The 26,122-nt window shown below is 58.2% G+C and carries 28 protein-coding genes and 2 pseudogenes; 14 read left to right on the top strand and 16 right to left on the bottom strand.

The window, feature by feature from the left end; all coding sequences use genetic code 11:
* Nucleotides 1-20: 20 nt before the first annotated feature.
* Nucleotides 21-905 carry a universal stress protein gene (locus tag HALXA_RS19950; RefSeq protein ID WP_013881894.1) on the bottom strand — a complete coding sequence of 295 codons (885 nt, stop codon included), beginning with the start codon at nt 903-905 and terminating at the stop codon, nt 21-23.
* Between the two features lie 112 nt (nt 906-1,017).
* The gene (locus HALXA_RS19945) at nt 1,018-1,479 is read right to left on the bottom strand and encodes a DUF2267 domain-containing protein (RefSeq protein ID WP_013881893.1); all 462 of its coding nucleotides are present in this window, start codon (nt 1,477-1,479) and stop codon (nt 1,018-1,020) included.
* A 189-nt stretch (nt 1,480-1,668) separates the two neighbouring features.
* Here HALXA_RS19945 and HALXA_RS22590 point away from each other — a divergent pair, with 189 nt between their 5' ends.
* Together HALXA_RS22590 and HALXA_RS19935 are read left to right on the top strand one after the other, a co-directional pair.
* Nucleotides 1,669-2,136: a hypothetical protein gene (locus HALXA_RS22590; RefSeq protein ID WP_013881892.1), complete on the top strand. Its 468-nt coding sequence runs from the start codon at nt 1,669-1,671 to the stop codon at nt 2,134-2,136.
* 315 nt (nt 2,137-2,451) lie between these two features.
* Nucleotides 2,452-2,892 (top strand): universal stress protein, encoded by a 441-nt coding sequence (locus HALXA_RS19935; RefSeq protein WP_013881891.1) that lies wholly within the window; start codon nt 2,452-2,454, stop codon nt 2,890-2,892.
* 27 nt (nt 2,893-2,919) lie between these two features.
* Here the strand turns inward: HALXA_RS19935 and HALXA_RS19930 are convergent, their stop codons facing one another.
* Nucleotides 2,920-3,564, bottom strand: coding sequence for an SOUL family heme-binding protein (locus tag HALXA_RS19930; RefSeq protein ID WP_013881890.1), 645 nt, complete (start codon nt 3,562-3,564; stop codon nt 2,920-2,922).
* 125 nt (nt 3,565-3,689) lie between these two features.
* Between HALXA_RS19930 and HALXA_RS19925 the strand changes: the two genes are divergently transcribed.
* Nucleotides 3,690-4,634 (top strand): ABC transporter ATP-binding protein, encoded by a 945-nt coding sequence (locus HALXA_RS19925; RefSeq protein ID WP_013881889.1) that lies wholly within the window; start codon nt 3,690-3,692, stop codon nt 4,632-4,634.
* Nucleotides 4,635-4,680: 46 nt separating this feature from the next.
* Here HALXA_RS19925 and HALXA_RS19920 read toward each other — a convergent pair whose 3' ends face one another.
* The gene (locus tag HALXA_RS19920) at nt 4,681-6,042 is read right to left on the bottom strand and encodes a COG1361 S-layer family protein (RefSeq protein WP_245550153.1); all 1,362 of its coding nucleotides are present in this window, start codon (nt 6,040-6,042) and stop codon (nt 4,681-4,683) included.
* Here HALXA_RS19920 and HALXA_RS19915 point away from each other — a divergent pair.
* Nucleotides 6,029-6,829, top strand: coding sequence for an ABC transporter permease (locus HALXA_RS19915; RefSeq protein ID WP_013881887.1), 801 nt, complete (start codon nt 6,029-6,031; stop codon nt 6,827-6,829). The two genes, HALXA_RS19920 and HALXA_RS19915, sit on opposite strands and share 14 nt — an antisense overlap.
* Before the next feature lie 87 nt (nt 6,830-6,916).
* Here the strand turns inward: HALXA_RS19915 and HALXA_RS19910 are convergent, their stop codons facing one another.
* A complete protein-coding gene (locus tag HALXA_RS19910; RefSeq protein WP_013881886.1) occupies nt 6,917-7,684 on the bottom strand; it encodes a proteasome assembly chaperone family protein in 768 nt (255 codons plus the stop codon).
* A 57-nt stretch (nt 7,685-7,741) separates the two neighbouring features.
* On the opposite strand from HALXA_RS19910, the gene HALXA_RS22900 reads away from it, so the two are divergent.
* On the top strand, nt 7,742-8,074 hold the full coding sequence (locus HALXA_RS22900) for an NAD-binding protein (protein WP_083822887.1): 333 nt from the start codon (nt 7,742-7,744) through the stop codon (nt 8,072-8,074).
* Here HALXA_RS22900 and HALXA_RS19905 read toward each other — a convergent pair.
* Both HALXA_RS19905 and HALXA_RS19900 read right to left on the bottom strand, forming a co-directional pair.
* Nucleotides 8,047-8,553, bottom strand: a complete 507-nt coding sequence (locus tag HALXA_RS19905) for a universal stress protein (protein ID WP_013881885.1) — start codon at nt 8,551-8,553, stop codon at nt 8,047-8,049. The two genes, HALXA_RS22900 and HALXA_RS19905, sit on opposite strands and share 28 nt — an antisense overlap.
* Nucleotides 8,554-8,635: 82 nt before the next feature.
* The gene (locus tag HALXA_RS19900; protein ID WP_013881884.1) at nt 8,636-9,493 is read right to left on the bottom strand and encodes a universal stress protein; all 858 of its coding nucleotides are present in this window, start codon (nt 9,491-9,493) and stop codon (nt 8,636-8,638) included.
* Between the two features lie 204 nt (nt 9,494-9,697).
* Here HALXA_RS19900 and HALXA_RS22895 point away from each other — a divergent pair, with 204 nt between their 5' ends.
* The 4 genes and pseudogenes from HALXA_RS22895 to HALXA_RS19880 all read left to right on the top strand — a co-directional run bounded on the left by HALXA_RS22895 (nt 9,698) and on the right by HALXA_RS19880 (nt 13,291).
* Nucleotides 9,698-9,886: a hypothetical protein gene (locus HALXA_RS22895; protein WP_013881883.1), complete on the top strand. Its 189-nt coding sequence runs from the start codon at nt 9,698-9,700 to the stop codon at nt 9,884-9,886.
* Between the two features lie 254 nt (nt 9,887-10,140).
* A complete protein-coding gene (locus HALXA_RS19890; RefSeq protein WP_245550162.1) occupies nt 10,141-10,842 on the top strand; it encodes an SDR family oxidoreductase in 702 nt (233 codons plus the stop codon).
* A gap of 221 nt (nt 10,843-11,063) precedes the next feature.
* Nucleotides 11,064-12,212 (top strand): MBL fold metallo-hydrolase, encoded by a 1,149-nt coding sequence (locus HALXA_RS19885; protein ID WP_013881881.1) that lies wholly within the window; start codon nt 11,064-11,066, stop codon nt 12,210-12,212.
* Between the two features lie 182 nt (nt 12,213-12,394).
* A pseudogene (locus tag HALXA_RS19880) lies at nt 12,395-13,291 on the top strand (sulfurtransferase).
* 136 nt (nt 13,292-13,427) lie between these two features.
* Here the strand turns inward: HALXA_RS19880 and HALXA_RS19875 are convergent.
* Entirely contained in the window at nt 13,428-13,814 is a 387-nt protein-coding gene (locus HALXA_RS19875) for a DUF302 domain-containing protein (RefSeq protein ID WP_013881880.1), read from the bottom strand.
* Nucleotides 13,815-13,924: 110 nt separating this feature from the next.
* On the opposite strand from HALXA_RS19875, the gene HALXA_RS19870 reads away from it, so the two are divergent.
* The 3 genes from HALXA_RS19870 (at nt 13,925) to HALXA_RS19860 (ending at nt 16,210) form a co-directional block, all read left to right on the top strand.
* Complete coding sequence (locus tag HALXA_RS19870) at nt 13,925-14,587, top strand: class I SAM-dependent methyltransferase (RefSeq protein ID WP_013881879.1); 663 nt, start codon at nt 13,925-13,927, stop codon at nt 14,585-14,587.
* Nucleotides 14,588-14,810: 223 nt separating this feature from the next.
* Entirely contained in the window at nt 14,811-15,170 is a 360-nt protein-coding gene (gene trxA / locus HALXA_RS19865; RefSeq protein WP_013881878.1) for a thioredoxin, read from the top strand.
* A complete protein-coding gene (locus HALXA_RS19860) occupies nt 15,167-16,210 on the top strand; it encodes an NAD(P)/FAD-dependent oxidoreductase (RefSeq protein WP_013881877.1) in 1,044 nt (347 codons plus the stop codon). Before trxA ends, HALXA_RS19860 begins: the two co-directional genes overlap by 4 nt.
* Nucleotides 16,211-16,351: 141 nt before the next feature.
* Here the strand turns inward: HALXA_RS19860 and HALXA_RS22890 are convergent, their stop codons facing one another.
* Nucleotides 16,352-16,603, bottom strand: a complete 252-nt coding sequence (locus HALXA_RS22890) for an ATP-binding protein (RefSeq protein ID WP_394324803.1) — start codon at nt 16,601-16,603, stop codon at nt 16,352-16,354.
* A 299-nt stretch (nt 16,604-16,902) separates the two neighbouring features.
* Here HALXA_RS22890 and HALXA_RS19855 point away from each other — a divergent pair, with 299 nt between their 5' ends.
* Complete coding sequence (locus HALXA_RS19855; protein ID WP_013881876.1) at nt 16,903-17,922, top strand: NAD(P)/FAD-dependent oxidoreductase; 1,020 nt, start codon at nt 16,903-16,905, stop codon at nt 17,920-17,922.
* 842 nt (nt 17,923-18,764) lie between these two features.
* Here HALXA_RS19855 and HALXA_RS19845 read toward each other — a convergent pair.
* From HALXA_RS19845 to HALXA_RS21835, 4 genes are all read right to left on the bottom strand, one after another.
* Nucleotides 18,765-19,187, bottom strand: coding sequence for a hypothetical protein (locus HALXA_RS19845; RefSeq protein ID WP_013881875.1), 423 nt, complete (start codon nt 19,185-19,187; stop codon nt 18,765-18,767).
* Complete coding sequence (locus HALXA_RS19840; protein WP_013881874.1) at nt 19,184-20,065, bottom strand: ParA family protein; 882 nt, start codon at nt 20,063-20,065, stop codon at nt 19,184-19,186. Before HALXA_RS19840 ends, HALXA_RS19845 begins: the two co-directional genes overlap by 4 nt.
* 518 nt (nt 20,066-20,583) lie before the next feature.
* Complete coding sequence (locus HALXA_RS21410) at nt 20,584-20,958, bottom strand: hypothetical protein (RefSeq protein ID WP_148263726.1); 375 nt, start codon at nt 20,956-20,958, stop codon at nt 20,584-20,586.
* A gap of 119 nt (nt 20,959-21,077) precedes the next feature.
* Nucleotides 21,078-21,260, bottom strand: coding sequence for a hypothetical protein (locus HALXA_RS21835; RefSeq protein WP_148263725.1), 183 nt, complete (start codon nt 21,258-21,260; stop codon nt 21,078-21,080).
* 208 nt (nt 21,261-21,468) lie between these two features.
* Between HALXA_RS21835 and HALXA_RS19835 the strand changes: the two are divergent.
* Nucleotides 21,469-22,007, top strand: a pseudogene (locus HALXA_RS19835) (DNA polymerase domain-containing protein); the annotation flags it as partial.
* Nucleotides 22,008-22,575: 568 nt separating this feature from the next.
* Here HALXA_RS19835 and HALXA_RS19830 read toward each other — a convergent pair.
* The 3 genes from HALXA_RS19830 to HALXA_RS19820 all read right to left on the bottom strand — a co-directional run bounded on the left by HALXA_RS19830 (nt 22,576) and on the right by HALXA_RS19820 (nt 26,101).
* Nucleotides 22,576-23,865, bottom strand: coding sequence for an orc1/cdc6 family replication initiation protein (locus HALXA_RS19830; RefSeq protein ID WP_013881871.1), 1,290 nt, complete (start codon nt 23,863-23,865; stop codon nt 22,576-22,578).
* Nucleotides 23,866-24,434: 569 nt separating this feature from the next.
* Nucleotides 24,435-24,758, bottom strand: coding sequence for a hypothetical protein (locus HALXA_RS19825; RefSeq protein WP_013881870.1), 324 nt, complete (start codon nt 24,756-24,758; stop codon nt 24,435-24,437).
* Between the two features lie 404 nt (nt 24,759-25,162).
* On the bottom strand, nt 25,163-26,101 hold the full coding sequence (locus tag HALXA_RS19820) for an ImmA/IrrE family metallo-endopeptidase (RefSeq protein ID WP_013881869.1): 939 nt from the start codon (nt 26,099-26,101) through the stop codon (nt 25,163-25,165).
* Nucleotides 26,102-26,122: the final 21 nt, after the last annotated feature.

The following is a 26,122-nucleotide window of genomic DNA, read 5'->3' as shown; positions in this document are numbered from 1 at the left end:
CAGACAGCGTACCGATCGAGTCACGAAGATCGCGTCACGACCAATACGGGGATGTCGACCGTTCTGAGGAGCGACGAAGTGACGCTGCCGAGAACTCTGCGGCCTAGATTCGACCGGCCGCGCGCCCCCATAACGACGATGTCGATATCGGCATCGTCGACGTACTCGCGGATGCCAGCAGCGACACCGTCGACCGACGTCGTCCGCACGACGGCCGTCGTAATGTCCGAGACTTCGTCTCCGATCTCCGCTGCCACGTCCGCAACGATCTCCTCACCGTTGGTCTCGAGTCTGTTTACGAATTTACGCTCGAGGCCACCTGCGTTAAAGAGGCCTCCTGCAGCCTGCAGATCGACGACGTTGAGCACGTGGACTGCCGAATCGTATCGCTGTGCGACCGCAACGCCGTGTCGGGCGGAATCGGCAGCGATTTCGCTTCCGTCCGTCGGAACGAGCAGATCGGAGTAGTCGACCGGCGCATCCGGGGCACCGTTCGGGACGACGAAGACGGGAACAGCGCTTCGGTGGAGGAGCTGTTCCGTGACGCCGCCGAGGAGTCGCTTTCCGAGTCCTGTCAGTCCCTGTCTTCCAACGACGATCAGCCCCGCATCCCGTTCGGCTGCGTACTCGGCGATCCGGATCGCAGGCTTCCCGTCCGCCAGTTTCGTCGTTACGGGCCGGTCGATATCGTCCGCGAGGTTCTCGGTTTCTTCGAGAACCGTTTCGCCGCGTTCTCGGAGTCGCGCCTTTTCGTCGGCCGATCTCGCGAGTCGAAGTGCCTTCCGCTCGACGACGTACACGATATCGACGGTCGCGTTAAAGACGCGGGCAAACTCGAGTCCGCGTTTCGCAGCCAGCTCGGCCTCGTCACTTCCGTCGACGGCGATCAGAATCCGGTCGTACATAGCTTCGTCTTCGACTCCCACGGTCTTCGTTCTTCACCAGCAGCTGAGTTAGTGCTACTCATCGGTCGCTCTCGTGACGGTGTAATCACCGTCTCGCGGGTCGGTTCCGCGTTCAGCCATTTTCGGGTTGCGGTCCGCCGCCCGTCTGTGCCTCTTGGGCATCGCCCCAGCCGCCGGCGTCGACGACTTCGAACAGCTTCTCCCAGTTCTCGTCTCGTCGGTCTTCGGGGAGCTGATCGCGTAGTTGCCGGAAATCCGACTGTGGAACCTGTGTCCGAACGAGATCGACGATGACGCGGGCGTGGTACGCAGCCTCGGACGGGTCGTTCCCTTCGATTTCGCTCACTCGCGAGACGAACTCCCGCCAGTCGAATCGCTGGCCGTGTTCGTCGACGGCGCCGGTCATGTACCAGCGAATCTCCATCGGCAGCGAGGCCGCGAGATCCTCGGCTGCGCCGTCCGGAATCCGCTGGCCGAGCGTCATGAGCGTGGCTCTGATCGCGCGAACGGTTTCGCCCGTTCCCGGTAGCTCGAGTCGATGCTGAACCTCGCCAGTGAATTCATCGAAATTCATAGCGCTCGAGGATCGCACACCGCTCAGCACTATAAATCCCTCCCGTCGGTCGTCTCAGTTGTCGTTTCGACGAGTACCGGTATTCGGCGCTCGAGCGAATCAGAAACGAACTGTCACCGTACCAACTCTACCGAGGGACGCGTCAGCGAACACCAAAGAATCACGCAGTTCCGGAGCGTACGCCGTCGTATGAACACTCAGCGACTCAAGCGGTTCCTCGAGTTCTTCGTTATCGGTATCGTTTTCGGCGTCACCGAGGACGTTCTCGCCGTCGTAATCGCGACGGACGCAGCGGTCACGCCTGACGTGATCGGTATCGTCGTACTAATTGCGATTCCGTTTGCCGTCCTTTCGGAACTCGTCGTGGATCATCCGAAGTTCCTCCACTTCGATCGACTGGCGCTTCGCATCAGGCGCGGTCTCTCGAGGGGAGAACCGATCGACGATACGCTGCCGCCTCGAATTCACGGGGACGGACGGCGCAATCGACTCTTCTCACCCGCACATCTCCATTATCGGTGCGACGTCTGCGGTGACGACTACGAAACGGGCGCACTTCTGCGCGAACACGTCGAACGCAGTCATTCGTCGGTGGACATCGACTGGTGGCTCGTCGCGGCATCGCCGGAGTCCGTTCCTCAGCTTTCTCGGGACTAGCTTTCTCGAACGCCCCGTCAGCAACTACCACCTGCCACGGACGGGCTAAATTAGTGCTGCTCTCGTACTGATTCAGTTGTCCGTCCGTTTCTTCTATCCTCGAGGTGATCGAGCCTCGAGGGAGAGTCGGTTTCGCCCACTGTTAGACGGGGAGAGAGCGTGGAACGACTTTCGAGCGATGTCGGTACAGCGTAGCCAATAGAACACACGGCGAACAGGAGACTAGAAGTCGTTCGTCGGGAGGAGAACCGGGGAACACTGATCGGACTGCTCGTCCCGGGCGAGTTTCTTGTACGCTCGCGACGTCTTCCCAGTATGGCAACGCACGCACTCGTCCCGCTCGACGGCTCGCCGCAATCGTGGGCCGCGTTCGACCACGCGGTTTCGAACTACGACGGCGAGACGATCACCACGTTACACGTCGTCGATCCGATGGAAGGGATCTACAGCGATTACGGAGGCGGCGGCTACTACGATGCGGGAGCCCACGAACGGGCCGTCGAACGCGGCCAAGAACTCGGCGAGCGGGCGCGCGAGCGAGCCGACGACGCGGGTATTCTCGAAACGACCGTCCTCGAAACCGCGGTCGAGACGGGGCCGCCCGCGAGGACGATTCTCGAGTACGCCGACGAGAACGACGTCGACCACATCGTCATGGGCAGCCACGGTCGCTCCGGCGTCGCGCGGATTCTGCTCGGGAGCGTAGCGGAGACCGTGACGCGACGGGCACGAGTACCGGTAACGATCGTTAGGTGAGCGAGCGAGAGCCGTTCTCGCTCGCGATCACGGCGCCTTTCGGCGGACCTGCTCCGGGGCATCGGCAAGTTCGACTTCGACCTCGTTCGTTCGCATGAACGGCGGCGTCCACGGATCGTTGTACTGGAGCAGCGTCGGCTCGCCGCGGGGGTCGAACTCCCGGTGAGAGAGCTGCTCGAGCAGTCGAGTCCGCTCTCGATCGACGCGCTCGTCCGTCGCGTACCACGAGAATCGGCGCACCGCGACCGTCCGCGGCGACTCGACTACGAGTCGGATGGCAGGATCGGTCGGCATCGGCGCAGTCTCGGGCGTGTACGCCCGTGGAAGATAGAATGCCATCGTCACGTCGCCACCGTCGGATCCGGTTCGTACGGGCGCGGTCATCGAAATCGCCGTCCCGCGGACCGCCACCGGTGCAGTCATCGCCACGTCTTCGCGGCGCCCGTTCGCTCCCGAAATGTATCGAAAAAGGCGTCTGAACGCCGTCCGCGCGTCCGGCGCCGTCGTTTCGACGAGGACCGTCCGCGGATAGCGACGGATCTCGACGCCGTCGAAGCGCTCCAGCGTTTCCGAGGGGACGCGCTCGGTCGTCCGGCTGACGTACGTTCCCCAGCCGATCCACAGTCCTAGCAGAGTGGCAGTGCCGACCAGTAGGTTTCGGATGGATCGCATAGGCATCGCACGTCTCACAGTCCAATAGATCCAGGGGGCGGTTCGAGGACACCTCGAGTCGGCCGTCGGCGAGGCGTCTACATCCTGGCATGTCATATAAGGATCGAGGCGTCGTCAGTTAGCGTGTGAGCAGCACCGAGCCACAACCGCTCGAACTCGAGTCCCTGACGAAGTACTACGGCGACGTTCGGGGCATCGAGGACCTCACGTTCACCGTCAGCCGGGGCGAGATTTTCGGCTTTCTCGGCCCGAACGGTGCGGGAAAGTCGACGGCGATCCGCGTCATCCTCGGACTGTTGAAACCCACCGATGGAACGGCATCGCTGATGGGATGGACCGTGACGGATCGAACGGAACTACGCGAGGCGAAACAGCACCTCGGCTATCTTCCGAGCGACGTCACCTTCTACGATCGCGTGACGGGTGAGGAGGTGCTCGACCACTTCGGTCGACTGCGCGGAGACGAGCGTCGCGAGGACCTCCTCGAGCGCTTTCCCGTTCCCCTCGATCGGAACGTCAAGGCCTACTCGAGCGGCAACAGGCAAAAGCTCGCGATCGTCGCGGCGTTCATGCACGAGCCCGACCTGGCGATCATGGACGAGCCAACATCCGGGCTGGATCCGCTCGTTCAGAACGAGTTCTACGAACTGCTCGAGGAGCGACGAGACGCGGGCCGGACAAGTTTCTTTTCCTCGCACATTCTGAGCGAGGTCCGTCGCGTCTGCGATCGCGTTGGAATCATTAGGAACGGGCGCCTGATCGAACTCGACACCGTCGAGAACATCCTCGCGGATGGGGGCACGATCGTAACCGTTCGATTGGCCGAGGAGCCGCTAGCAGCGGCGCTCGAGTTTCCGGGCGTCGCGCGTGTCGATCGGCAGGGTGACGACGGCAAGTACCGATTAGTTCTCGCACGGGAGTTCGACGCCCTGATTGACCGGCTGAGTGAGTACACCGTTCTCGACCTTGAGGTCCGCGAGGCGTCCATCGAGGACGTGTTTATGCACTTTTATGGCGGAACGGACGAGGATCTCGATTCGCCAACGAGCGGGAACGGCGCGTCACCCTAGTGATCGAGCGCGCGAGCGCACGGCGACGCCGTCGCCGCTCACGGTCTCAGCGCCGCCGGAACCACCAGATCGCCGCCAGCGCGAACACGACTGCGACGGCGACGAACGGCGCGATTGAGTCGACGTCGGTGTCCTCATCCGTTTCGGCGACCGAAACCGGAACCTGGACGGGATCCCCGCTCGCTCGGTTCCCGGAGCCCACGTCGTACGAGAGCGCGAGCGAGACGCTGGTTGTCGTCTCGACCGCGTCCGAGGACGACTCGAGAGCGAACCGCACCGTCTCCGACTCTCCCGGCTCGAGCGCGCCGACGTACGCCATCGGCGACTCGCTCGTCAGCGGTGGCCCCACCTCGATTGCGGCGACGACGCCGGTCACCGAGCCGTCACCGTCGTTCGTGATTCGGACCTCGTAGACGCCCGCTCCGTCGACGGGAATCTCGTCGCGGACCGGCGTCACATCGAACGCTCGAGACCCATCAACCGGGAGCTTGAGCAGCGCCGGACCGTCGGTCCGGACGACTGTTTCTTCGTCGTCATCACCGTCGATTCGGGTGTCGTTCGTCTCGTCGGTTTCGTTCAGTCGAAATTCGTCGTCGGCCGGCCCCTCGGTGTCGATTTGGTACTGCACGGACGCGAACAGCGGATACGTCTCCGAATCGACGTCTGAGACCACGACGTCGACGGCGACGGTCTCGGTGTCGCCGGGCCAGATGTCGTCGACGACGACCGACCGCGTCGATTGCGGTGCGTCGGGCGGCCCGAACGTCACGGCCCCGTCGACCGCTCGCACCGTCACGACGACGTCGGTCGCCTGTCGATCACCGTCGTTTGTCACCTCGAGCGTGACCGGCGCCGTTTCGCCCGCACGGATCGACTGATTCTCCGCGACGGCGACGGTGACGTTCCCGTCGGCCGCCTGGACGATTTGTGGATCGGTCGTCGGTACGGCACGCGGCGGTTCGGGTGTGGACGTGTCGTTCTCGACGGGCGGCCGCGGCGTGAACTCGTTTCCAGCCGAATCGGCGATCGACGCGCTCTCGTCGGCACTCGAATCGTTGATCGATCCATTCGTATCGTTTCGTGACTCGTTCTGTAGCAGCGTGATCGGCCCCGTTTCGACCGGGATCGTCGCCGCGACGAGTCCAAGCACCAGAACAACGGCAACCGAGAGAACACCCACCGTAACGGCTGCTCGACGCCGCTGATTCGAAGTCGCCTCTCGGCCGCCCATTTCCACCGTGAAACGGTCGATCCGTGGATAAATCGTCCGGCTCGTTCCCGTCGTTGAAGGATCGATTACCGGACCGTTGTCGTGACAACTGTTCGTTACCTCGAGCGGCTGCGCTTCACGTATAAGGTTCCGGCTCCCGTCGGGAGACAGGACCTGATATCCGATGCTCGATCTCACCGCGTTCGAAGCCGGTCGTCGACTCCGCGGGTCGCTGCTACTCGCCGGTGCGATGGTCGCGCTGATCGCCCTTACGGTTGCGCTCTTTCCGTCCATTCAGGAGACGGGCGCCGATCTCGACGCCTATCTCGAGTCGCTACCGCCCGAAGCGACGCGCGCGTTCGTCGGGAATGTGACGACGCTGACCACGATCGAGGGGTATCTCGTCTCCCAGCTCTACCAGTTCGGCTGGGTGTTGCTGCTCGCGATCTACTACGCCTACGCCGCGGCCTCGACCGTCGCGGGGGAGGTCGAACGCGGGACGGTGGGACTGACGCTGTCGCTGCCGGTGACGCGGTCGCGGGTCGTGGTCGGCAAGTTCCTGTCGCTCGTTCCGGGCGTCGTGTTGCTCAACGCGATCACGTTCTTCGCGGTCTACGTCGGCGTGGTGTTCGTCGGCGAATCGATCGACGTCACGGACCTGTTCACCGTCCACGCGTACTCGATCGCCTACCTGCTCGCCTGCGCCGGGGTCGGACTCGCGGCCTCCGTCGCGTTCGATTCCGTCCGCCGCGCGCAGACCGTCGGCGCCGGATCGGTCTTCGGGCTCTTCCTGCTCGATACGTTTACCTTCGACACCGAATACGAGTGGCTCGGCGACGTCGCGTTCTCCCGGTACTTCGACCCCGGTGCGATTCTTGTCGACGGCGACCTCTCGTGGTCGGATCTCTCCGTCCTCGTGGTCGCGATCGTCGTCCTCGTCGTCGTCAGCGGCGAATACTTCGAACGGCGGGACCTCTCCGGGTGACTCGCGGCGATCCGTCGATGGGCGTCTCACCCGCAGGTGACTAACACGCCGCCGCCGCGTCCCGATCTCGCTCCCGAGCGCGCCGACTCACATATACATTCGATCCTCGGGGAAATCGCGTCTCTCGATCGACTGCTCTTCCTGTTTGAGCGTCGCTAGCCGCGACGCGAGTTCCTCGAAATACCGTTTCATCTCCTCCGATCGCTGTCGTAGCTCTCGTTCGTCGACTTCGATCGGATAGCAGGATTCGACGCCCTCGAGGAGCCTGAGAGCGGCATCGATATCCGGGCCAGGAAGGTGTGTCGGCGTGACGAACGCCCCGACCGACGGTCGAGGCGTCCCGATTCCGCGGCCGAGTAACTCGCCGGTCGTCCCGTCCACCACACCGCCAGGGAGCGGTTCGATACCGGCGGCCTCATCGCTGAAGTGGTCTCGCCTGAAGGAGGGAGTCGCGGCGTAGAAGACGTCGTGTTCGTCTTCGGCGTGAGGGTACGGTGTACTGTGAAGGACGCCAATTTCGTCGATATCGCGACCACTCGACCAGTCGAGTAGGGCGTCCACAAATATCTCTGCCACGGAAACCGGGATGAACACCTCACTGACGAGTATCATAATCGGTGCGTCGTCGACTCGATACAGTCGGATCGGACGCCGAGGCGTTCCCTCTTCGACCGGAGTGACGCTCGGAAGGTTCCGAGTGGCAACGGAGCCGATTTGCGTCGTCTCGAGGTGGGTAATGAGATAGTCGATCGCCGTGAGACTGGCCGCTCCGACGTCGGCCAGCCCGACGAGGAGGACGTCGCTCGAATCGACGTCAGCAGCCGTCCGCACTTCGAATGACGGTTCTCGAGCCATACCCCTCGTTCGCGACTATTTGACATAGCTGTCTAGCCACCGCGGACCGACTGACGGATCTCGAGGAGGGTAGTCCAAAGGAGGGTTCGTTCTATCCAGTCGTCACGGATACTGGAAGGAGATCCCAGTTCTCGGAAGACGCTTGTAGAAGCGAACACCGAAGATGCGACCGTCGTAATCGTTGCTTGGGATACGGATGCTCACGATACGATGGCGATTCTCCCCGTCACAAAGTTGAACCCTTTCGTTCGTATCGTCGCGACGGCAAGCGGCCGCGAAAACGTTGAAAAGCTCGAACACGCAGGATTATCGAGCGGATATTTTGACTGTGAGTGTCCCCGGGGCAGGAATTCCTGTAACGATCACTGCGTCGAATCCGTTTCCAGATAAAATTCGGAGTGGGGTTCGAGGGCATCGAGCTTGGGCGGTGCCGGATGGCGAACGATGAACACGTCGTACGATTCCTCGGCGGCGACGTGAACGCCGACGCTCGTCAGCGGCGTTACGATACGGCCGACGTTGTCGCTGCCGAGGAACACGACGCTCGGATCGTGGTTCCGTATCAGTCGCTCGATGTGATCGGCGAGCTTGCCCTCAGGGGGAAACTCGCGGATTCGTTCGAATTCGAACGCTGCCGATGGTGCAAGTATTTGTACCTGTTCCCGAAGACCCGTGATGACCGCGTCGACATCGTACGGTTCGTTCTCATCGATCCACCCCTTCTCTCGCGCGTATTGTTTTCGCTCCGGGACGACGACGACGGCCGCGATCTCTTCGTCGAGTGCGGCGCCGTACTCGACGGCCCTGACGAGGGCAGCTTCCGCGAGTTCCGATCCATCGAACGGGACGACGAACGTCGTACGTTCGATCTCTACGCCTCAGTCAATAACTCCGGGGGCGGTTACGGATGGTCCAAGAGAGAACCCACGCCGGTAGCCGTGGACGAATCCGTTACGATCCGTCCGTCTGTCGGGCGCGGACTGTCAATACGGGTGCCGGTGCAGTGCGGAGGACGCGCTCCGTGACGCTCCCGAGCAACTCTCGCTCGGGATCGCTTCGGCCGTGAGTCCCCATGATTAGTAGATCGACATCTTCGGTCTCCGCGTACGCGGAGATCTCCCGGTGAACCGATCCGACGGTAACTGCCGTGCGGACATCGACCCCGTCGGCGGTCGCGCTCTCGGCCGCTGCCTCGAGGGCATCCTTCGCGTCTTCTTCCAGACGATCGACCAGCGCATCCGTTTCGGAGTCGGCTCCGTAACGCGTTACGTCCACCACCGACAGGAGGTGAAGCGTCGCTCCCGTCTCGGCAGCGATTTCTACGCCGCGTTCCAACGCGATGCGCGCGTGTTCGCTTCCGTCCGTCGGAACGAGCACACGATCGAACGGGTAGCGGGACTGGATATCGTCGCTCGCACGAACGACGAGTACGGGAACCGAAGCGTTACGAACGACCTCTTCGGTCACGCGCCCCAGAATTCCCGCCCCGGCTTCCTGCCTTCCGTGCGCACCCATAACAACGAGCTCTATCTCTGCAGCTTCGATGTACTCGAGGATTCGAGCTCGGGGATCGCCCCGTTTCTCTTCGGTAACGACGGTCTCGACGTCGGCGGTCGCCGTCTCTCGAGCGTCGGCGAGTATTTCTTCGGCCGTCCGATCGAGTGCGTCCGACGGGCTGACGTCTCGATCGTCCTCCGAAACGAACAGCAGGTGAATTGTCGCTGCCGGCGAAGCGATTCGACTGGCTAGCTCGAGGGCGGCATTGTCGGGGCCGCTTCCGTCGGTCGGAACGAGGAGGCGATCGTACATATAGGTGAGTTCGCCGCTTGTTCACTTACAACTATCCGGGGCGTCTCGCTCCCTCGCGGAGCAGAGAGGATTCGCCGCGAGACGATCAAGTTCCGTTCGCGTCGATCAGAGCCGTCGTTTCGGTGTCGCGAACCGTTTCAAACCGGACAGTACACAGAGTGTTAACGGCATGACTATTTATGCTGGATCGTGATAGGACGGACTATGAGACCACGGGCAGAGCGGTGGTGCCACCTGTTGATCGGCACAGCGTTAGTCCTCCTGACGATCGGCATCGGATACGACTTCATCGTCGGAACGAAATTGGCGGATTTCCTGGTGATAATCGGCGGGCTCTTCATCGGATGGGTAGCGTTCTTCTACTGCTTGGGGAACGCATCGTTCTGGGGGTAGTTCGATCATCGTTCCGGCCCTCAGCGCTATCGATATTGGTCCCGCTTTTATCCTAGTCCCGTGGCTTCGGACGTGCAGTCGACGAGGTACACGGACCTTCGAGAGCGAGCACAGAACCGGAGAACTGTCTCGGCCGGTGATAGGCCGTTCGTGCCAGAAGCAAGTAGTTTGACGTGGTAGCCGAGGGCATGACGGACCCACTCGCAGAGCAAACGGCCGTGGTGACCGGTGCATCGAGCGTAATTGGGTGATCGATTGCGCGGGTGTTCGCCGAACACGGAGCCGATGTCGTCGTTGCAGACGTGCGAGAAAAACCGCGCGAAGGCGGAACGCACACTCACGAACTGATCTCCGACGAAACCGAAGCGACAGCGACGTACGTCGCTTGCGACGTCTCGAGCGTCGACGATCTCGAGGCGACGCTCGACGACGCCGAGCGGTTCGGCGGCGTCGACGAGCTCGTCAACAACGCGGGAATCTTTCGGGCGGAGGAGTTTCTCGAGGTGACTGGCGACCAGTACGAGCAACTCATGGGCGTGAACGTGAAAGGCACATTCTTCGGGACGCAGCTCGCGGCCCAGCGGATGATCGAAAGCGGGAGCGGACGTACCATCAACGTCTCGAGTATCGCCGGCTTCGTCGGGAACGGTAGCTACGTCGCATACTGCGTTTCCAAGGGTGCAATCCGATTGTTGACGTACGCGGCAGCCCATCGCCTCGGTCCAGACGGAATCCGCGTAAACGCGATCCACCCGGGCGGAATCGAAACCGCGATGATGGAAGACGCACACATGGGACCGGAAGCGCTCGAACAGTTCACGCGGGCGATTCCGTCGCGGCGGATCGGAAATCCCGAGGATATCGCGGGAGCCGCGCTGTTTCTCGCAAGCGACCTCTCGAGTTACGTGAACGGCGAGTCACTCGTCGTCGACGGCGGGTACACCCACTCTGGATGACCGGACGCGTTCAAAAACGGAGTGACGTCGAAAGTAGTGGTTCGATCTTCGCTCAGTCGTCCAGTCTTGCAGTTTTCCTCTTTGCCAACCTCAGAGTGCATTCGACTTCCCCTCGGTGTATGTTATCACTGCTGACCGAAACAACTATCGATAGCAAAGTTGCTTGTGCAGGGGTGAGAACTATTGGCTTTTCTCCCAGATAGTATTGTAAGGTAATTCCAATGGTGGACCAAATCAATCCCGATCGGCTCGCAGATATGCTCGATTCAGACGAGTCGTTCACGCTCATCGATACGCGTCCCGAGGATAGTTACGAGGGCTGGCGGATTCACGGCGCCGAGAACATCCCGTTCGGTCCGGGCGACGAGTTCGCGGACGAAGAACTCGAGCGCGTCGAAGCGGCGCGAGACGACGATTCGATCGTCGCAATCTGTGGGAAGGGACTTACCTCGACGCCGTTCAGCTTCGAACTCGAGCAACACGGTTACGACGACGTGTCCGTCGTAAAAGGCGGCATGGAGGATTGGAGCAAGGTCTACGAGGTCGTTCCCGTCGAGACCGAAAACGAGGACCCCGTCGTTCTTCAACTGCAGCGACGGGCGAAGGGTTGTCTCGGCTACGTCGTCGGATCAAAGCGCGCCGAATCGGCCGTCGTCGTCGATCCGACGCGACAGACGGATCAGTTCAAAATCGTCGCCGAGGAGGCCGGGCTCACAATCGAGCGCGTCCTCGACACTCACGTCCACGCCGACCACATCTCGGGTGGATCGAAACTGGCGGCGGAGTTGGACGTTCCCTACCATCTCGGAGAACACGCGAGCGAGCGGGGCGTCGAGTACGACTACGAACCCCTCGCCGACGGCGAGACGATCGAACTCGGCGAGATCGAGATCGAAACGCTACACACGCCGGGGCACACGACCGAGATGGTCAACTACCTCGTTGACGGCGAGGCGCTCCTGACCGGCGACACGCTGTTCGTCGAGTCCGTCGGCCGGACGGAGCTTCAATTCGGTGACGAAGATGCGGCACGAGGAGCTGAACTGCTCTATGAATCGATTCACGACACTATCCTCGAGCTATCGGACGAGACGCAGATCCTCCCGGGACATGTGTCAGTCACAGAGGACAACCGATATGGAGTCGGCTCGCCAGGTAACCTGATCGGCGCTCACCTGGGTGACCTCCGTGACGATCTCAAGCTGCTCGGTCTGGACGAAGACGAGTTCGTGGACCGGTTAGTCGATAACGCGCCCGCCAAGCCACCGAACTACGAGCGTGTAATCGAAATCAACACGGGTTCGGAGCCACCCAAGGACGAGTCCGAGGCGACAGAACTGGAGTTAGGGCCGAACAACTGCGCGGCCTAATTCTCTGCACGTTCATTTCTTCGGGTCCCGCCCAAAGTACACTATGAGGTAACGTGGACTCGGGTTCGCTAGCTACTGTTTGTTCTGAGTACGACTTCGGTACAGTAGAAACACATAATATTGTACTATTTTGGAATTATTAGAAACAGCACTAAGTAGCTTATCCGTGTAGTCGAACTCGTATGGCCGACACCAGTGAATACGCGACCGACGCACTCGTTTCGCCAGACTGGCTCGAAGAACACCTCGACGAGTTTGGAAACGACGACCCAGAATATCGGTTAGTTGAGGCCGATATCGAATATGAGGAGTCATACGCCGAAGGACACATTCCGAACGCGATCGGATTCGGTTGGGGGACACACCTCCAGGATTCGACGCAGCGCGATATCCTGAAAAAGAATCAATTCGCGGAGATCATGGGAGAAGCAGGGATTACAGAGGACTCAACAGTCGTCCTCTATGGCGACGAGTGGAATCAGTGGGCCGCGTACACCTACTGGCAGTTCAAGTACTACGGTCACGAGGACGTCCATCTACTGGACGGTGGACGGGTCTACTGGGAAGAAAACGACTATCCAATGACAACCGATGAACCTGATTTGCCCGAACGTGAGTACGACGTCAGCGGCCCATTCGACAATATCCGTATTTATCGGGAAGGCGTTGAGGACGCACTAGAGGTGGACGTCCCGCTTGTAGACGTTCGTAGCGCTGCGGAGTACCGCGGTGAGAAAATTGCTCCAGAAGGAAGTCGGGAAACTGCCCAGCGGGCAGGTCACATTCCAGGTGCTCAGAACATTACATGGAGTGAGAACCTCAAAGATAATAGTCGATTCAAGAGTCGAGCGGAATTGGAGGAGCTCTATGCAGACTACGGTATCACCGGTGATAGCGAAGTCATCACCTACTGTCGAATCGGCGAGCGCTCGTCGATTACATAGTTCACACTCCACGAACTCCTCGGATATGAAGACGTCCGGAATTACGACGGTTCATGGACCGAATGGGGGAACCTCATTCGCTCCCCTGTTGAGGTAGAGACTGACGATCCCGCAACGTTGGCAACTGAAGGGTAGTCCAATTGGATTCGTGATATTCCCCGCACCGTGTACGGCGCGGAGGATGTCACTCACGCTCGCCCTGCTCAGTTCTCGGTTCCGACAAAGGATGCAACACTCGTCCTTGCGGGAAGGGCGGGATTCTCTCGCTGAATCAAGATAGTAACTCGAGAACCCGTTCAAAGCGCTCGTACGCGTCGTCGCCGATCGGGTCGAGTTCGTCGTCGTCAGCGATGCCAATCAAACGCTGCGGATCGACCGCAGTGACGACCACGCCGTCGTCATCGTCATAGACGACGACGTTGCACGGAAGCAACGTTCCGAGTTCGAGATCGTGCTCGAGTCCCTGATGGGCTAACTGCGGATTGCACGCACCCAGGATTCTGTACTGTCGGAAGTCCTCGTCGAGTTTCTTTTGCAGCGTTTCCTGAACGTCGATATCGCAGAGCACGCCGAACCCCTCATCCTCAAGGGCGTCGATCGTTTTCTCGACGACGTCGTCGAACTTGCCGTCGACTTGTGTACGGAGCGTATAGGACATACTGTACGGGCGATTTCGAGAACGGTCGTCGTTGGGGTAGCAACAGCAAGCCCGTGGTACGTGCGTCAGTTCGGGGAAGACTGTAGTCCGTCCACGATGAAGAGATTACTATGATTTCTCGTCGTACCATACGATCGATCGCCGCCCTGCTCGGACTCGCGCTGCTCGCCGGACTCGCATACGCCCACCGGTGGCGATCGAACCCGTCGCCGTGCCCGTACGCCCAGCGCCACGCGATCGACCTCCCGCGTCCGGTCATCACTCGCTCCCGACTGCGCGACGTACTCGAGCCCCAGCCCGGTGAGCGTCTTCTCGAGGTCGGACCGGGAACCGGCTACTACACCGGGATGGTCGCACGGGCGATCGAACCGTCGGGTACAGTGCACGCCGTAGACGTCCAGTCGGAGATGGTCGAGCACCTCCGAACGCGAATGCGACAAGAGGGAACCCTGAACGTCGAACCGATTCGCGGCGATGCACGATCGCTTCCGTACCCGGCCGACACGTTCGACGCCGCGTATCTGGTCTTAGTCCTCGGCGAGATTCCTGACCAGGAGCGGGCCCTCGACGAACTCGAGCGGGTCCTGAAACCCGACGGTCGACTCGTCGTCGGCGAGTCGCTCCCCGACCCGCACTTCGTCGGATTCGAAGGGTTGCGACGCCGAATCGAGCAACGGGGACTGACGTTTGATGCGCGCGTTGGAACGCGAGCCGGGTATTTCGCGCGCTTCCACGTGGGGACCGCGGACCGATCGATTGACCCCGTCGAATGATCGGTTGTTAGTATATGGTACAAAACTATCTCAGGAAACCTCGAACGTGGAGCAGGAGTCCTCTCCCTCGTTCTCAGACCCCAAGGGGACATTATAGCGGATATAGTGGGTTCCGGCGGTTATCTCATCACGCCCGCAACGGTAATGACGATCGATCGAAACCATATGGTATTGTACACTACACACAAAACCTTTAAACACTATCAGCCCATACGGAGTGGTGATGGCAACTGATGCACGCGACGACGTTTCGGCGGGATCGCTCAACGAACCGATCTACATCGACGGAAGAAGCCACCTCGAGGACGTCACGACGGCACACGACGTCGTCCTCGTGGACTTCTACGCCGACTGGTGTGGCCCCTGTCAGATGCTCAACCCCGTCCTCGAGCGGCTTGCGGACACGACTGAGGCCGTGATCGCCAAGGTCGACGTCGACGAACACCAGCAGCTCGCGGGGTCGTTCGGCGTTCGTGGCGTGCCGACGCTCGTCCTCTTTGCGGACGGCGAGCAGGTTGAACAGCAGTCCGGCGCGCTGCCGGAAGACCGACTTCGTACCCTGATCGAGGGATACACTGAATGAACGAGGAAACTGATACGACCGCAGACGTTCGTGACGTGGTGATCATCGGCTCCGGTATCGCTGGCCTTTCCGCGGCTGTCTACGCCGCGCGAGCCGACCTCGAGCCGCTGGTGCTCGAGGGGCCCGAACCGGGCGGCCAGCTGACGCTGACGACCGACGTCGAGAACTACCTCGGCTTTCCCGAGGGCGTCGGCGGGATGGAGCTGATCCAAAACGGCAAGGACCAGGCCGAGCGTTTCGGCGCCGAGTTCACTCACGGCACCGTCGAAAACGCGACGCTCGAGGAACGGCCGTTCGAACTCGAGCTCTCGAACGGCGATCGGCTGCGAACGCGTGCGCTGATCGTCGCGAGCGGCGCGAGCGCTCGCTGGGTCGGCGCCGAGAACGAAGACGAACTGATGGGTTACGGCCTCTCGACGTGTGCGACCTGCGACGGCGCGTTCCACCGCGGCGACGACGTCCTCGTGATTGGCGGCGGCGATTCGGCGATGGAAGAAGCGCTCTTCCTCGCGAAGTTCGCCGACAGCGTGACGATCGTCCACCGCCGCGAGGAACTGCGCGCTTCCGAGATCATGGCCGACCGCGCCCGCGATCACGAGGATATCGAGTTCCGCTGGAACACCGAACTCGAGGCGCTCCACGGCTCGCAGGAGGAGGGTGTCACCAGCGCGACGCTCGTCTCCCATCCTGACGGGTACCCCAGCGAGAAAGCCGCAAATGGCGCCGACGTGGATCGAGAGACCGTCGAGGTCGGCGGCGTGTTCTACGCGATCGGTCACACGCCGAACACGGAGTTCCTCGAGGGAACTGCCATCGACCGCGACGAACGTGGCTACCTCTACACTCGAACCGACGACGCCGGCCGTGCAACGACCGAGACGATGGTCGAAGGCGTCTTCGCCGCCGGCGACGTCGCCGATCCGAACTATCAACAGGCGATCACTGCCGCTGGAACCGGTAGCATGGCAGCGCTCGACACCGAGGCGTACCTCGAAACGCTCGAGCGGACGGAGGAAACTGCGTACGAGGTTTCCCCATAGCCGCACCCTCTCTGGCACCGAATCAACTTGTCACCAGCTGTCCAATAGACATGGACGTTCTCGAAAAATAGCGTTCACTATAACGCGTCTTGAGCAATATTTGATACGTGCGTATCGGTGAATGAGAATCCATCAATAAGATCACTGCTTCAGCGGTGAGGAGCCGACTCGTTTGCTTCGCCAGCCGCAGGGAGTCGAAACGAAAACGCGGATCCATTCCGGGCTCGGAATCGACCCAGATTTCACTGCGTGCCGTTCGAGAATCCGTTGGTAAAGTGCGATACCGATTCCAGTACCGGAACTCTCGTGACGACTGTGTACTTGCTTGGAGATGTCGAAAATCCGGTCTTGATCCTCGGGATCAATGCCAATTCCTTCGTCTCTGACACTCACGATCCAGTCGGTGCTATTTCGTTGGGCAGAGACGGAGACGGTCGGCGAGTCGGGACCTCTATACTAGATAGTGTTCCGGAGCAGGGTACGATATACAACCCACCGAGAGCGACGAGAAGTCCCTGTCCTCTATAGAAGGAAAAGAACTGCTGGAACCAAGCCATTAGGCAAATTCAATCTCTTAATCTTATCAAGTCGGTGCCTAATCTGTGTGTATACCACATTATTCACAAATCTATATAAAATATAACAACGACGTCGAATCACTATTTTGTGTGTCGATATCGAACGGGGTGACAATGGCTACCGATTCGACTATTCACGACTACGAAGTTCTCGTCGTCGGAGGCGGCCCAGCTGGAATGACTGCCGCGCTGTATACAACGCGACTCGGACATCGGACAGCCGTCGTCGACCGAGGCGGTGGTCGTGCAGCGATGATGCAAGACGTCCACAATCTACTAGGGGTTACGGAGGATACATCTGGTAACGAATTCCTCTCGATCGGCAGAGACCAACTTCGGGAGTACGGGTGCGATATTCACAATGATCTACTCGTCTCCTGTGATACCAATGAAGACGGATCGATCCGTCTCTGCGGGAATAATGCTGACTACCGCGCAGAATACGTCGTCCTTGCGACGGGATTCAACGATGTCCGTCCAGAGCCGCCACTACCGCGAACCGGTCGTGGACTCCACTACTGCTTGCACTGTGATGCCTACATGTTCGTCGACGAACCCGTCTACGTCATGGGTTATGGGGAGAGCGCTGCACACGTAGCTGGGATCATGCTTAACTTCACCGACGATGTCGATCTGCTCACGCGCGGTGATGACCCCGAATGGAGCGATGAGACAGCGACGATGCTCTCAAATCATCCAATCGATATTATTCACACGGACATCACTGGCATTCAAAACGACAAAGACGGCTGGTTAGCGGCCCTCGAATTTGAAGACGGTACGGTTCGGGAATATAAGGGTGGCTTCGCGATGTACGGTGCTGAGTACAACAACGGCCTAGCCCGCAATCTTGGCTGTGATATCAACGATGATGGAACAGTCGTCGTCGATGATCACGGTCAGACGTCGGTTGAACGTGTCTATGCAGTTGGAGACCTAACGCCTGGGCACAATCAACTCCCCATTGCACTGGGTGAAGGAGCAAAGGCTGGAATCTCGTTGCATTTCGCCTTACGGGACTTCCCCCGAGATCTCGACATTATCGAAGAACAAGGTCCAGTCCGATCTGACGAAGTTCCTGGAATTCCAGACGAACTCCTTGAACAGGAAGTCGAATTCCACACATATAACTGAAATACCCTTCATATATTATTTTATACGGAATACAGGAGAAAACCTACCGCTTTAGCGGTGGGTAGCTCAAGAGGCCGGGAGTTTTGGTCCGAGAAGACTCTATTCAGAACTTCCTGACCCCCATCAACTCAACTAGCCAGATAGAAACTCCGCACGACTTCAGATAGCAGGTTTTCTACCGACGACGGCTGCCACGTCTTCGACCACTACCTAAACACTATAGACTGCAATTACGAGTACTCCTATGGCAAACCAAGTCTCAATGCTCGAGACTACCTGATAGAGAGTGAAGTACCGAGTGCTTCGTAGGCGTCAGCGAAAGGTGCGTCTCAATCTTTGGCCCGAAGATTAGGTACATCCTCGATACCATCAGGAACAGAATGCCGATGGCAAACGCTACGAATGGACCGAGGATGAGCGTCTCAAGCGCATCAGCTACATCAGCTTGTCTTAGGCTCATAGGATCTTCCAATGAGGAATATCGTAGTGGAGCACCAATACTACCCCGCCGATTACAGTAGCTCCGATGAGAACTGGGCTTGCTGAAAGAATGATCGGTGCAGTATATCCCGAAGACATCCTCGAAGAGCCAGTCACCCGGATCTGGAACGACGCTGGTTACATGGGCTCGATAAACTTCTAATAAAGATACCCGAGCGTCACGTAGTAGTGGCTGTCTGCAGAGTGAAATCACCAAACCAGTGGAGCACACTTGCACGTTTCGTGGTGCGGCGAGCGACGTTCGTAATCATCCATTCGTCGTCGTGGCTGATGGCGATCGCCCGCGGAAGCGCGTCAATCGGGAGTAAGACTCGGACATACAAGCGATATTGAGTTAATCGCTACTCGAAGTCATAACCCCATTCACGAAGTTGATCCGCGACGTCGTCAATTCGTTCGAGGCCGACGAGCAGCGCTGCCTCTCGGAGATCGGCCTTCTTGACCGACTCGCCAAGCTCGCCTTCGACATCGGACTTGGCTTGGCGCTGTCGATCGAGCGTCGTATCCTGCAAGTGTAACTGCACAGTTTTCGCGCGACCATCCGTGATACTATCGCGCTCGTAGATCCAGGGGAGGCCACTGCTGTTCGAGTCGCTCTCGTCGCGACCGTCCTGCTGCTCGATCGCGGGATCGGGCTGCGGATCGACTTCGACTGACGAGCCAGTTGACTCGAGTTCGTCAACGTCGTCTTCTCCGGCCTTGTCGTCCTCGGTGCCAGCACCAAACGGATTATCGCCGCTCGCGCCTTCCTTGAAGCCCGTCACGCCTCGATCACCTCATCGTCTTCCAAGCTACCCGGTTCCGGAGGATTCGGTGCCTCGAGACCGACCTGGTTCTCGAGGTAACGAGCGATCTGGTCGAACTGCGCCAGCGTCTCAACTTCGTGGTCACGGATACGTGCGCGATGTTCACGAACGTACTCGAAGGCCGAACACTGCTGTTTCCAGCACCCCTCCATCATCGATGTCCGGTCGCCGATCACCTCTGGTGTGGGGAGGTCGATCTCGTCGATCAACTCTTCTTGGTCGTTCGTATGCTTGAACCCGTTCGGCACCGCAGCCAGCACACCAATCTCAATGTTCAGCTGGTCACCGAAGTTCGTCGCGAGTTGCTCAAGGCCCTCAACTGAGGCCCGCCCCTTCGCTGAGGGTTCGACAGGGATCACGAGGTTGCGCGTTGCGTAGATCGCGTTGTAGAGGTGGTCGGACTCGGTAGCCGGCGGGTCGCAGATTAAGACGTCGTACTCCTCGGCGATATCGGCATCGCGAAGGACACGTTGCAGCTGGGCATAGATGTTGTATGAATCCCCCAAGTCCTCCGCTTTCCGCTGCTCGCGCTGAAGGTGGCTCGACAGATCAGAGAGCATGTTGTGTTCCGGGACGATATCAACACCCTCCGCCGTTTGGACGAGGTCTGCGAGCGATCCCTTTGGACTACGGACGATATGGCGCACGATATTGTCGGCGTCACTGTTGGCGCGATCGTCGTCGACGCCGAACAGTCGACTGAGGTCTCCATCCTGCGGATCCAGCGGAACGACCAGAACGTCAAGGTCGGCTCGAGCGTGCGCAACAGCTAGGTTCGCCGTCAGCGAGGACTTCCCCACGCCGCCTGCTTCGCTGTAGACCGTATATGAGAGCATACTCTGCTAAATGAATTTCTTCGATAAGTAACTTTTCCAAACAAGCCACCTAAGTAAGATATCTAAGATAGATATCTAAGATTCTTAGATGAGGGCCTTAGCTAAGTCTCTTAGATGGGGAAGGCGAAGCTCGCGAAGCCTGCAACGAAGCCCGACTCGAGAAGGACAGTGCCGGTCAGGACTTTCGATACCTCGAGGAACACGACTTCGTCGAGAAAGAAGCCTCCACAGATCACCCCCCAGCGCTCTCTACGAACTCACCGATAAGGGACACATCTTCGACCAAACGAGCTACTCGGTGTTATCTCTCTGGCTTTGTCTCGAGAGCGTGGTGCACCGCCCGCCTCATTGTCGGAAGAACCCATTAGGATCAATCTCGAGCAAGAGGTACACCTATTCGAGAGTTAGAACGAACGATTTTCACGAGAGCCAGCCAAAATTAACCAACAAATTGCTGAGATGCTCTGATTCTGTTGGTTAAAGCAGATCGTACAGAGAGCAGAAATTCACATTACCAGCTACTTTGGATATTCAACGTACTCAAACTCAATCCGTCCGAGATTGTATCGCTCTTTTCGTTCAGAGAGTTCATAGAAATCTTCGTCGTTCGTGAATATTGTTGGATTTGGATTCGAACATTGTTGGGCTGCCTGAAGTATTGGGATATCTTTGGCCTGAATCTCGAGGACTTCAGCGAATGCTTGTACCGTCGGATCTGACCGTACTGTATCGAGATCTACGTCACTGACCTCCTGATGGTTCGGATCTGAAATAAAAGGATTCGACATCATTTGCGCAAATCGATCCCGGAGCTCATCGGCTGCTTGTTGATTATCAGAATCGCGCTGGATGGCTTGATCAACCTCTTCGTAAATGTACGGAGTGACGAGCACACAGCGCTTGTTATCTATAATCTCTTGAATTCGGGCCTCAGCGTCGGCAGATTTCCGTGTTAAACCGTGGACCCAAACGTTGCTGTCGTAGATATCGACTCGAGATTCGAGAGAAAAGCTCAATCGTCTAATCGACCGGCGTACCGCTGGCTAACCGACTCCGGTTCGTAGAGATCCGGAAGCATTTCCTCAATGTTCCAATCGGTCTGCTCTGAGAGTTCCTCAGTTGCTTCCCATGCCTCATGGGAGGAAGTACTAGATTGAGAAGCTTCCATAAGGCGGCGGGCAGATTCGTCTGACATACTGGCTCACCTAGTTAGTTATAGAAATGCCCCAGCACCAAATAAGCGTTCTGGACGAACATACGACATCTGAACTCGTCTTGTTGTCTATACAGTCGAACTCATCAGCGAGGCCGAAAATGCAGAACATTGGCAATGACCCGACGGGGGACATGCGGGCAGGCATCCACTTCTACTATGAACCTGAAGACCTAGAAGTCGATACCGCGAGCGCCTCGAGGTTCGGCTCGAACACGAAGCACACTACGACTGGGTGGCGTTCGTCCCGCAGCGCTCGACGCCACCGTTCATCAAGAAGGTCCAGCGGAAGTGCCTCGAGCGATTCGATGCGACCCGGTCACCGGAAGCAGTCCTCACCTCCCTTCGAGATGCAATCCACCGCCTACACGCTGGCAAGGTTCCGATCGAGCAACTCATCGAACGGAATAGCATCTCCAAGCCGCTGGAGGGGAACACGCAGAACACCCAGAACGTGGCGGCCCTAAAACGGGCTCGCGACCAGGACCTTGCTGTCCATCCCGGACAGGATATCGAATACGTGGTCGTCGACGACGAAAAGACCTCACGAGAGGGGGTCGCCCTCGCCCACGAGGAGATCAAGACCTACGACGCCTCGTACTACAAGACACAGCTGATCCGAGCTGTCGAGAGTGTGCTCTTAGTTGGGACCGAAGAAAGATTCGGGAGGAACTCAGTGAGACACGACAGATGGACGTGACAGCATTCACTACGCCCAGCGACGAATAAACAGCAAAAGAAGAAGAAGGCCCACTCCCTCCCCCCGTCATCGATGTGTAAAACCCTGCGGAAGAAGAGGGATCAGAGCAAGAAAATAGCAGCAACAGAAAGAACTGCTGGAAATACGCAGGAGAGGTCCTCAATCACCAGAATACGACTTTATCTTAAGATGGACTATTGTCTGACGAAGTTTTATGTAGGATGAGTGAGAACCACATCCGTACTACACCTAATCACGAGGGATGGGGTAGTTCACTTCGACAAACCGAGTGATTGGTTAGGCAGGCTTCGAAGTCGTTGAACGCCGCGAAATTAGCACTCTTATCCCACTTTCTCATCGGTATTTGCATCTCTTCATATTTCCCTATGGGTCTACATCGCCCGTTTACACTTCGATGACGGGGGGAGGGGGTTCTATATTTAGAGAGTTTTACATCAAGGCAACAGAGGTAGTCTCCAGTACAGACTCAATATCGATTCTGCTACTAATGGAGATTGAGACTCTTCCTAACCGGACTCGAGTTTACACATCGATGACGGGGGGTGTGTTCCAAGAGAATCCTCCGAAGATGTGGTCCTACTGGTTGTGGAACTCCCTTAGCTGAGCGTTGACCACTGACTGAAGGAGGTCGTCCTGGTCAGCTATCGCTTCCAAACGAGTGTCGTCGACGATCCGATTCATCATCGCTTCCGGATCACTCGTGAATGTGAATTCCATATACATTCCTCTACCTCGTCCTCGACTCTTTCGAGCCGTCGAGATGAGACCATACGTGGAGAGTTCTTTTACGTACTTGACGTAGGTCTCTCGTGTCATTTGGTCAGCATCGATCTGGTCGGTAACCCATTGGTAGACTTTGAAGCCGACTGGACTCGGAACCGAACTTCCAGACCTATTGGAGAAGTGGGCGACGGAGGCGGTCGCGTACAGGGAGATCTTTTTCTGGGTTGTCAGCCCCTCTATTAGCTTCAATGAGCGATCCTTGTCGATTTCTTCTTGGGACTCACGGACGTGCTTTTCGCGGACTTTCTCATCACCACGTTCGTCCGCGAGATCACCAGCACCGCGAAACAGGTCGATCGCCTTTCGTGCGTCTCCGTGGCTTTGTGCTGCGAATGCCGATACGAGTGGTATCACGTCGTCAGTCAAAGCATCAGGTCGGAAGGCATCGCGACGGTTCTCGAGTATCTGACGGAGCTGGTTCGCGTCATAATCTGGGAAGTAGACGTCCCGGGGATTGAACGAACTCTCAGCACGACCATCGATATCTTCCATGAATTTGGGATCGTTCGTTAGTGCCGCGACCGATACTTGTCCCTCGATTTCGTTCGTATTACTCGCTCGCGACAGCTGATAGAGCAGTTTCGAGTAGGCAGGTTCGTCATTTGCTCGTCGTCCGACCAAGAGGTCGATTTCGTCCAGGATGAAAATAACCGAGTCGTAGTGCTCGTTGATGAGTTCGTATAAGCGTCGATATTTTCTCTTCGTCGACACGCCGGTTTCTGGGACACCGACCTCTGCGTCGACGTCATTTGCGACGGTTTGGACGAGTTCAAAGACGGCTTGATCGAGAGTATTGATCGGCTGGCAATTAATATCGACAACGCCGAAACGTTCACCCTTGGATTGGCAGAGATCGACGATCTGTTGAGTGACCGCTCCGATGATGAGTGATTTCCCCGTTCCGGCAGGACCGTAGAGCAGCATATTCGGGGGACGATTTCCTTGGAGTGTGGGTTTCAGATACGAGACGACAGCTTCGAGTTGGTCATCACGGCCGACGATTCGCTCCTCATCGATAATCGTGTCTGGCTCGACGAGATCTCGGTTGACAAAAACCGATGTTTCCCCCTCGTCGTCCAGCATATCCCGAATCGATCGCTGAGTACTACCTTTAGACGCTCCTCGGTCTTGTCCGGAAACCGCGTCCTCTGCGCCATTTTCTCTACCGGCTTCTACGTGTTCTGCGTCACTCGAGGAAGTTCTGGAAGGAGGTCCTTCTTCGAGGGTAGATTGGTCCATCCCATCCTGATCACTACCGACCATACGCTTGCTGTATGCCGAGGCGTTAAAAAGATTCACCTCCTTCGATGTTTATCCATGCGGTCTGGACAATCTATACTCCGTATTCGGCTGATCTCTGATTCCCATGTTGGAACCGACACCGAAGTATATCCAATGAGGGTCTCCCCGTCATCGATGTGTAACGAGAACTTCCGCGCCTTCCTGCGATTTGATCGTATGATAATTGACACGAGCAATTTCTCTCCCCCTCGTCGAAGTGTAACCGGTACGGACGACACCCCGCCATCGAAGTGTAATCGGGTGGTCCCTCCCCCCGACATCGATGTGAAAACGACCATCGGGTTCTACGCTTTGCCGGCCAGCTACTAGTTTACACTTCGAACACGGGGGGTCCGAGAGTAGCTGTCCTTCTAATCGTCCGAGTTGACAGGGCCTTTGTACTTGGATCGGATTTTCTTTCCTTCCCGCCACTGCCAGTAGTAGTAACGGTTGTCGTTGATTTCCTTGATCGTGATCGTAGCTTTCGCCGGAACATCGTCAGGGAGATCATCTGATCGTTCCTCGACATCGACCTCGTTTGACTCCTCCTCGAGACGAGCTTCGCGTTCCTTGTGTTCGGCTAACGCTTCGGCATAGCTGGCAATGTCTCGAAGTCGGTCTGGAGAGGACTCGTTGAGACTATTGACGATCTCTGTGAAGAGGTCAGTCGGCGGAGTTAGTGGTTCGTAGGACATCAGCGAACCTCGTTTTAACCAACACCTGCTCTCATTCCAAAGTTTTGTTGGTTAATTGAGAGCGTAGATTTTCGGCTCACTGTAACATCACTCATAGATTCTCTGTATACCTGTTTCGTGCTGTGTTACATCGTACTCGAACCTAGATCGACTGGTCCGGCGATAATTAGTTCGCGAACTTTGCGAAAGAGGCGGCGTATCGAAGGTACTCGTGGACTTGTTTGTCCGCTTTCGAGCGACCTGACCGTGCTGCTGTGCGACGTATTCGGTTTCTTCGGAGACCGTTGTGAGATAGCGGTCAGTCATGATCGACGGAGATCGGAATACGTCTCCGCCCCTCCACGAGCGCAGAAAAACTTAACCAACGAAAGAGGAGAATCTTGGTAATCTGTTGGTTAACCGAATTAGCGAGCAGGCGGGTCTTCGAGAACGTCAATGAGTTCTTCTGCTGTCCGACTGATTCGGCCGAGCCGCTCGCGAACGATCTCGGGATCGTCAGACTCCCACGCAGCCAAGTAGAACGCCGACCCGCTGGTGTCGAGCCCGCAGCAGCGCCCAACGACGTAGGCGACCGCCTCGGCCTCAACCTCGCGCTTCGACCGTTCGGTGTCGTCGTCGACGTCGAAGTGGAGCAGGGCGTGGGCGTACTCGTGAAGCAGCGTCCGTGCAAGGTCGGCATCGTTCTCCCGATCACGCACTTCAATGAGTGGCTGGGCGTCGACGAGACTCAACTGCTCACAGATGCCCTTCGCCTCGCCGTGGGTCCACTCCGCTTCCGGAACGATCCGAACCGTCACACTGAGCTCATCCGCCGCGTCGGTTAGTCGACCGACGAGATCACCGGCGTCCCCGGTCGCTTCCGTGTCGAGTTCGGGAAGTGGCTCACCTTCGGTCTGGGAGACATCAAACACAGGAGCGGGCTTGAACCCAACTAGGCCTTTCGACCACTCCTCGGGCGGCGTCTCGTCGTACCCACAGTCGCTGTCCTCGTGGTAGCTCGGCGAGTTCTCGCACTCCGGGCACTGCTTAGTGATGATCGGCGCCCAGATCCAGATGGCCGACTCGCCCTCCTCGACGTGGCGGTCGAACTCCTCCTGCCACGTCCGGTAGCCCGCAACCCGGCTCGCCTCGGGACACTGCCGCTTGATGAGGAGCGTGTTCCGATACGAGTAGTCGTGGAAGCGACTCTGGACATCGAGCCACTCTTGGAACTCTTCACTAGCCTGCGCGTTGTCGACGCCGGCGACGAGCTCGTCGATCCACTGTTCGATAGTACTGTTCATCTCGTCTGATCGCGTGTCGGTTTGGTCGAAGGAGACCGACGAGTCACTGGTCGTAGCCATTGTGTTCACCGAATCAAGTTC

This window comes from Halopiger xanaduensis SH-6, assembly GCF_000217715.1.
Lineage (GTDB): Archaea > Halobacteriota > Halobacteria > Halobacteriales > Natrialbaceae > Halopiger > Halopiger xanaduensis.
The sequence above is the reverse complement of the archived record's forward strand: the minus strand, read 5'-3'. Positions and strand labels throughout refer to the sequence as shown.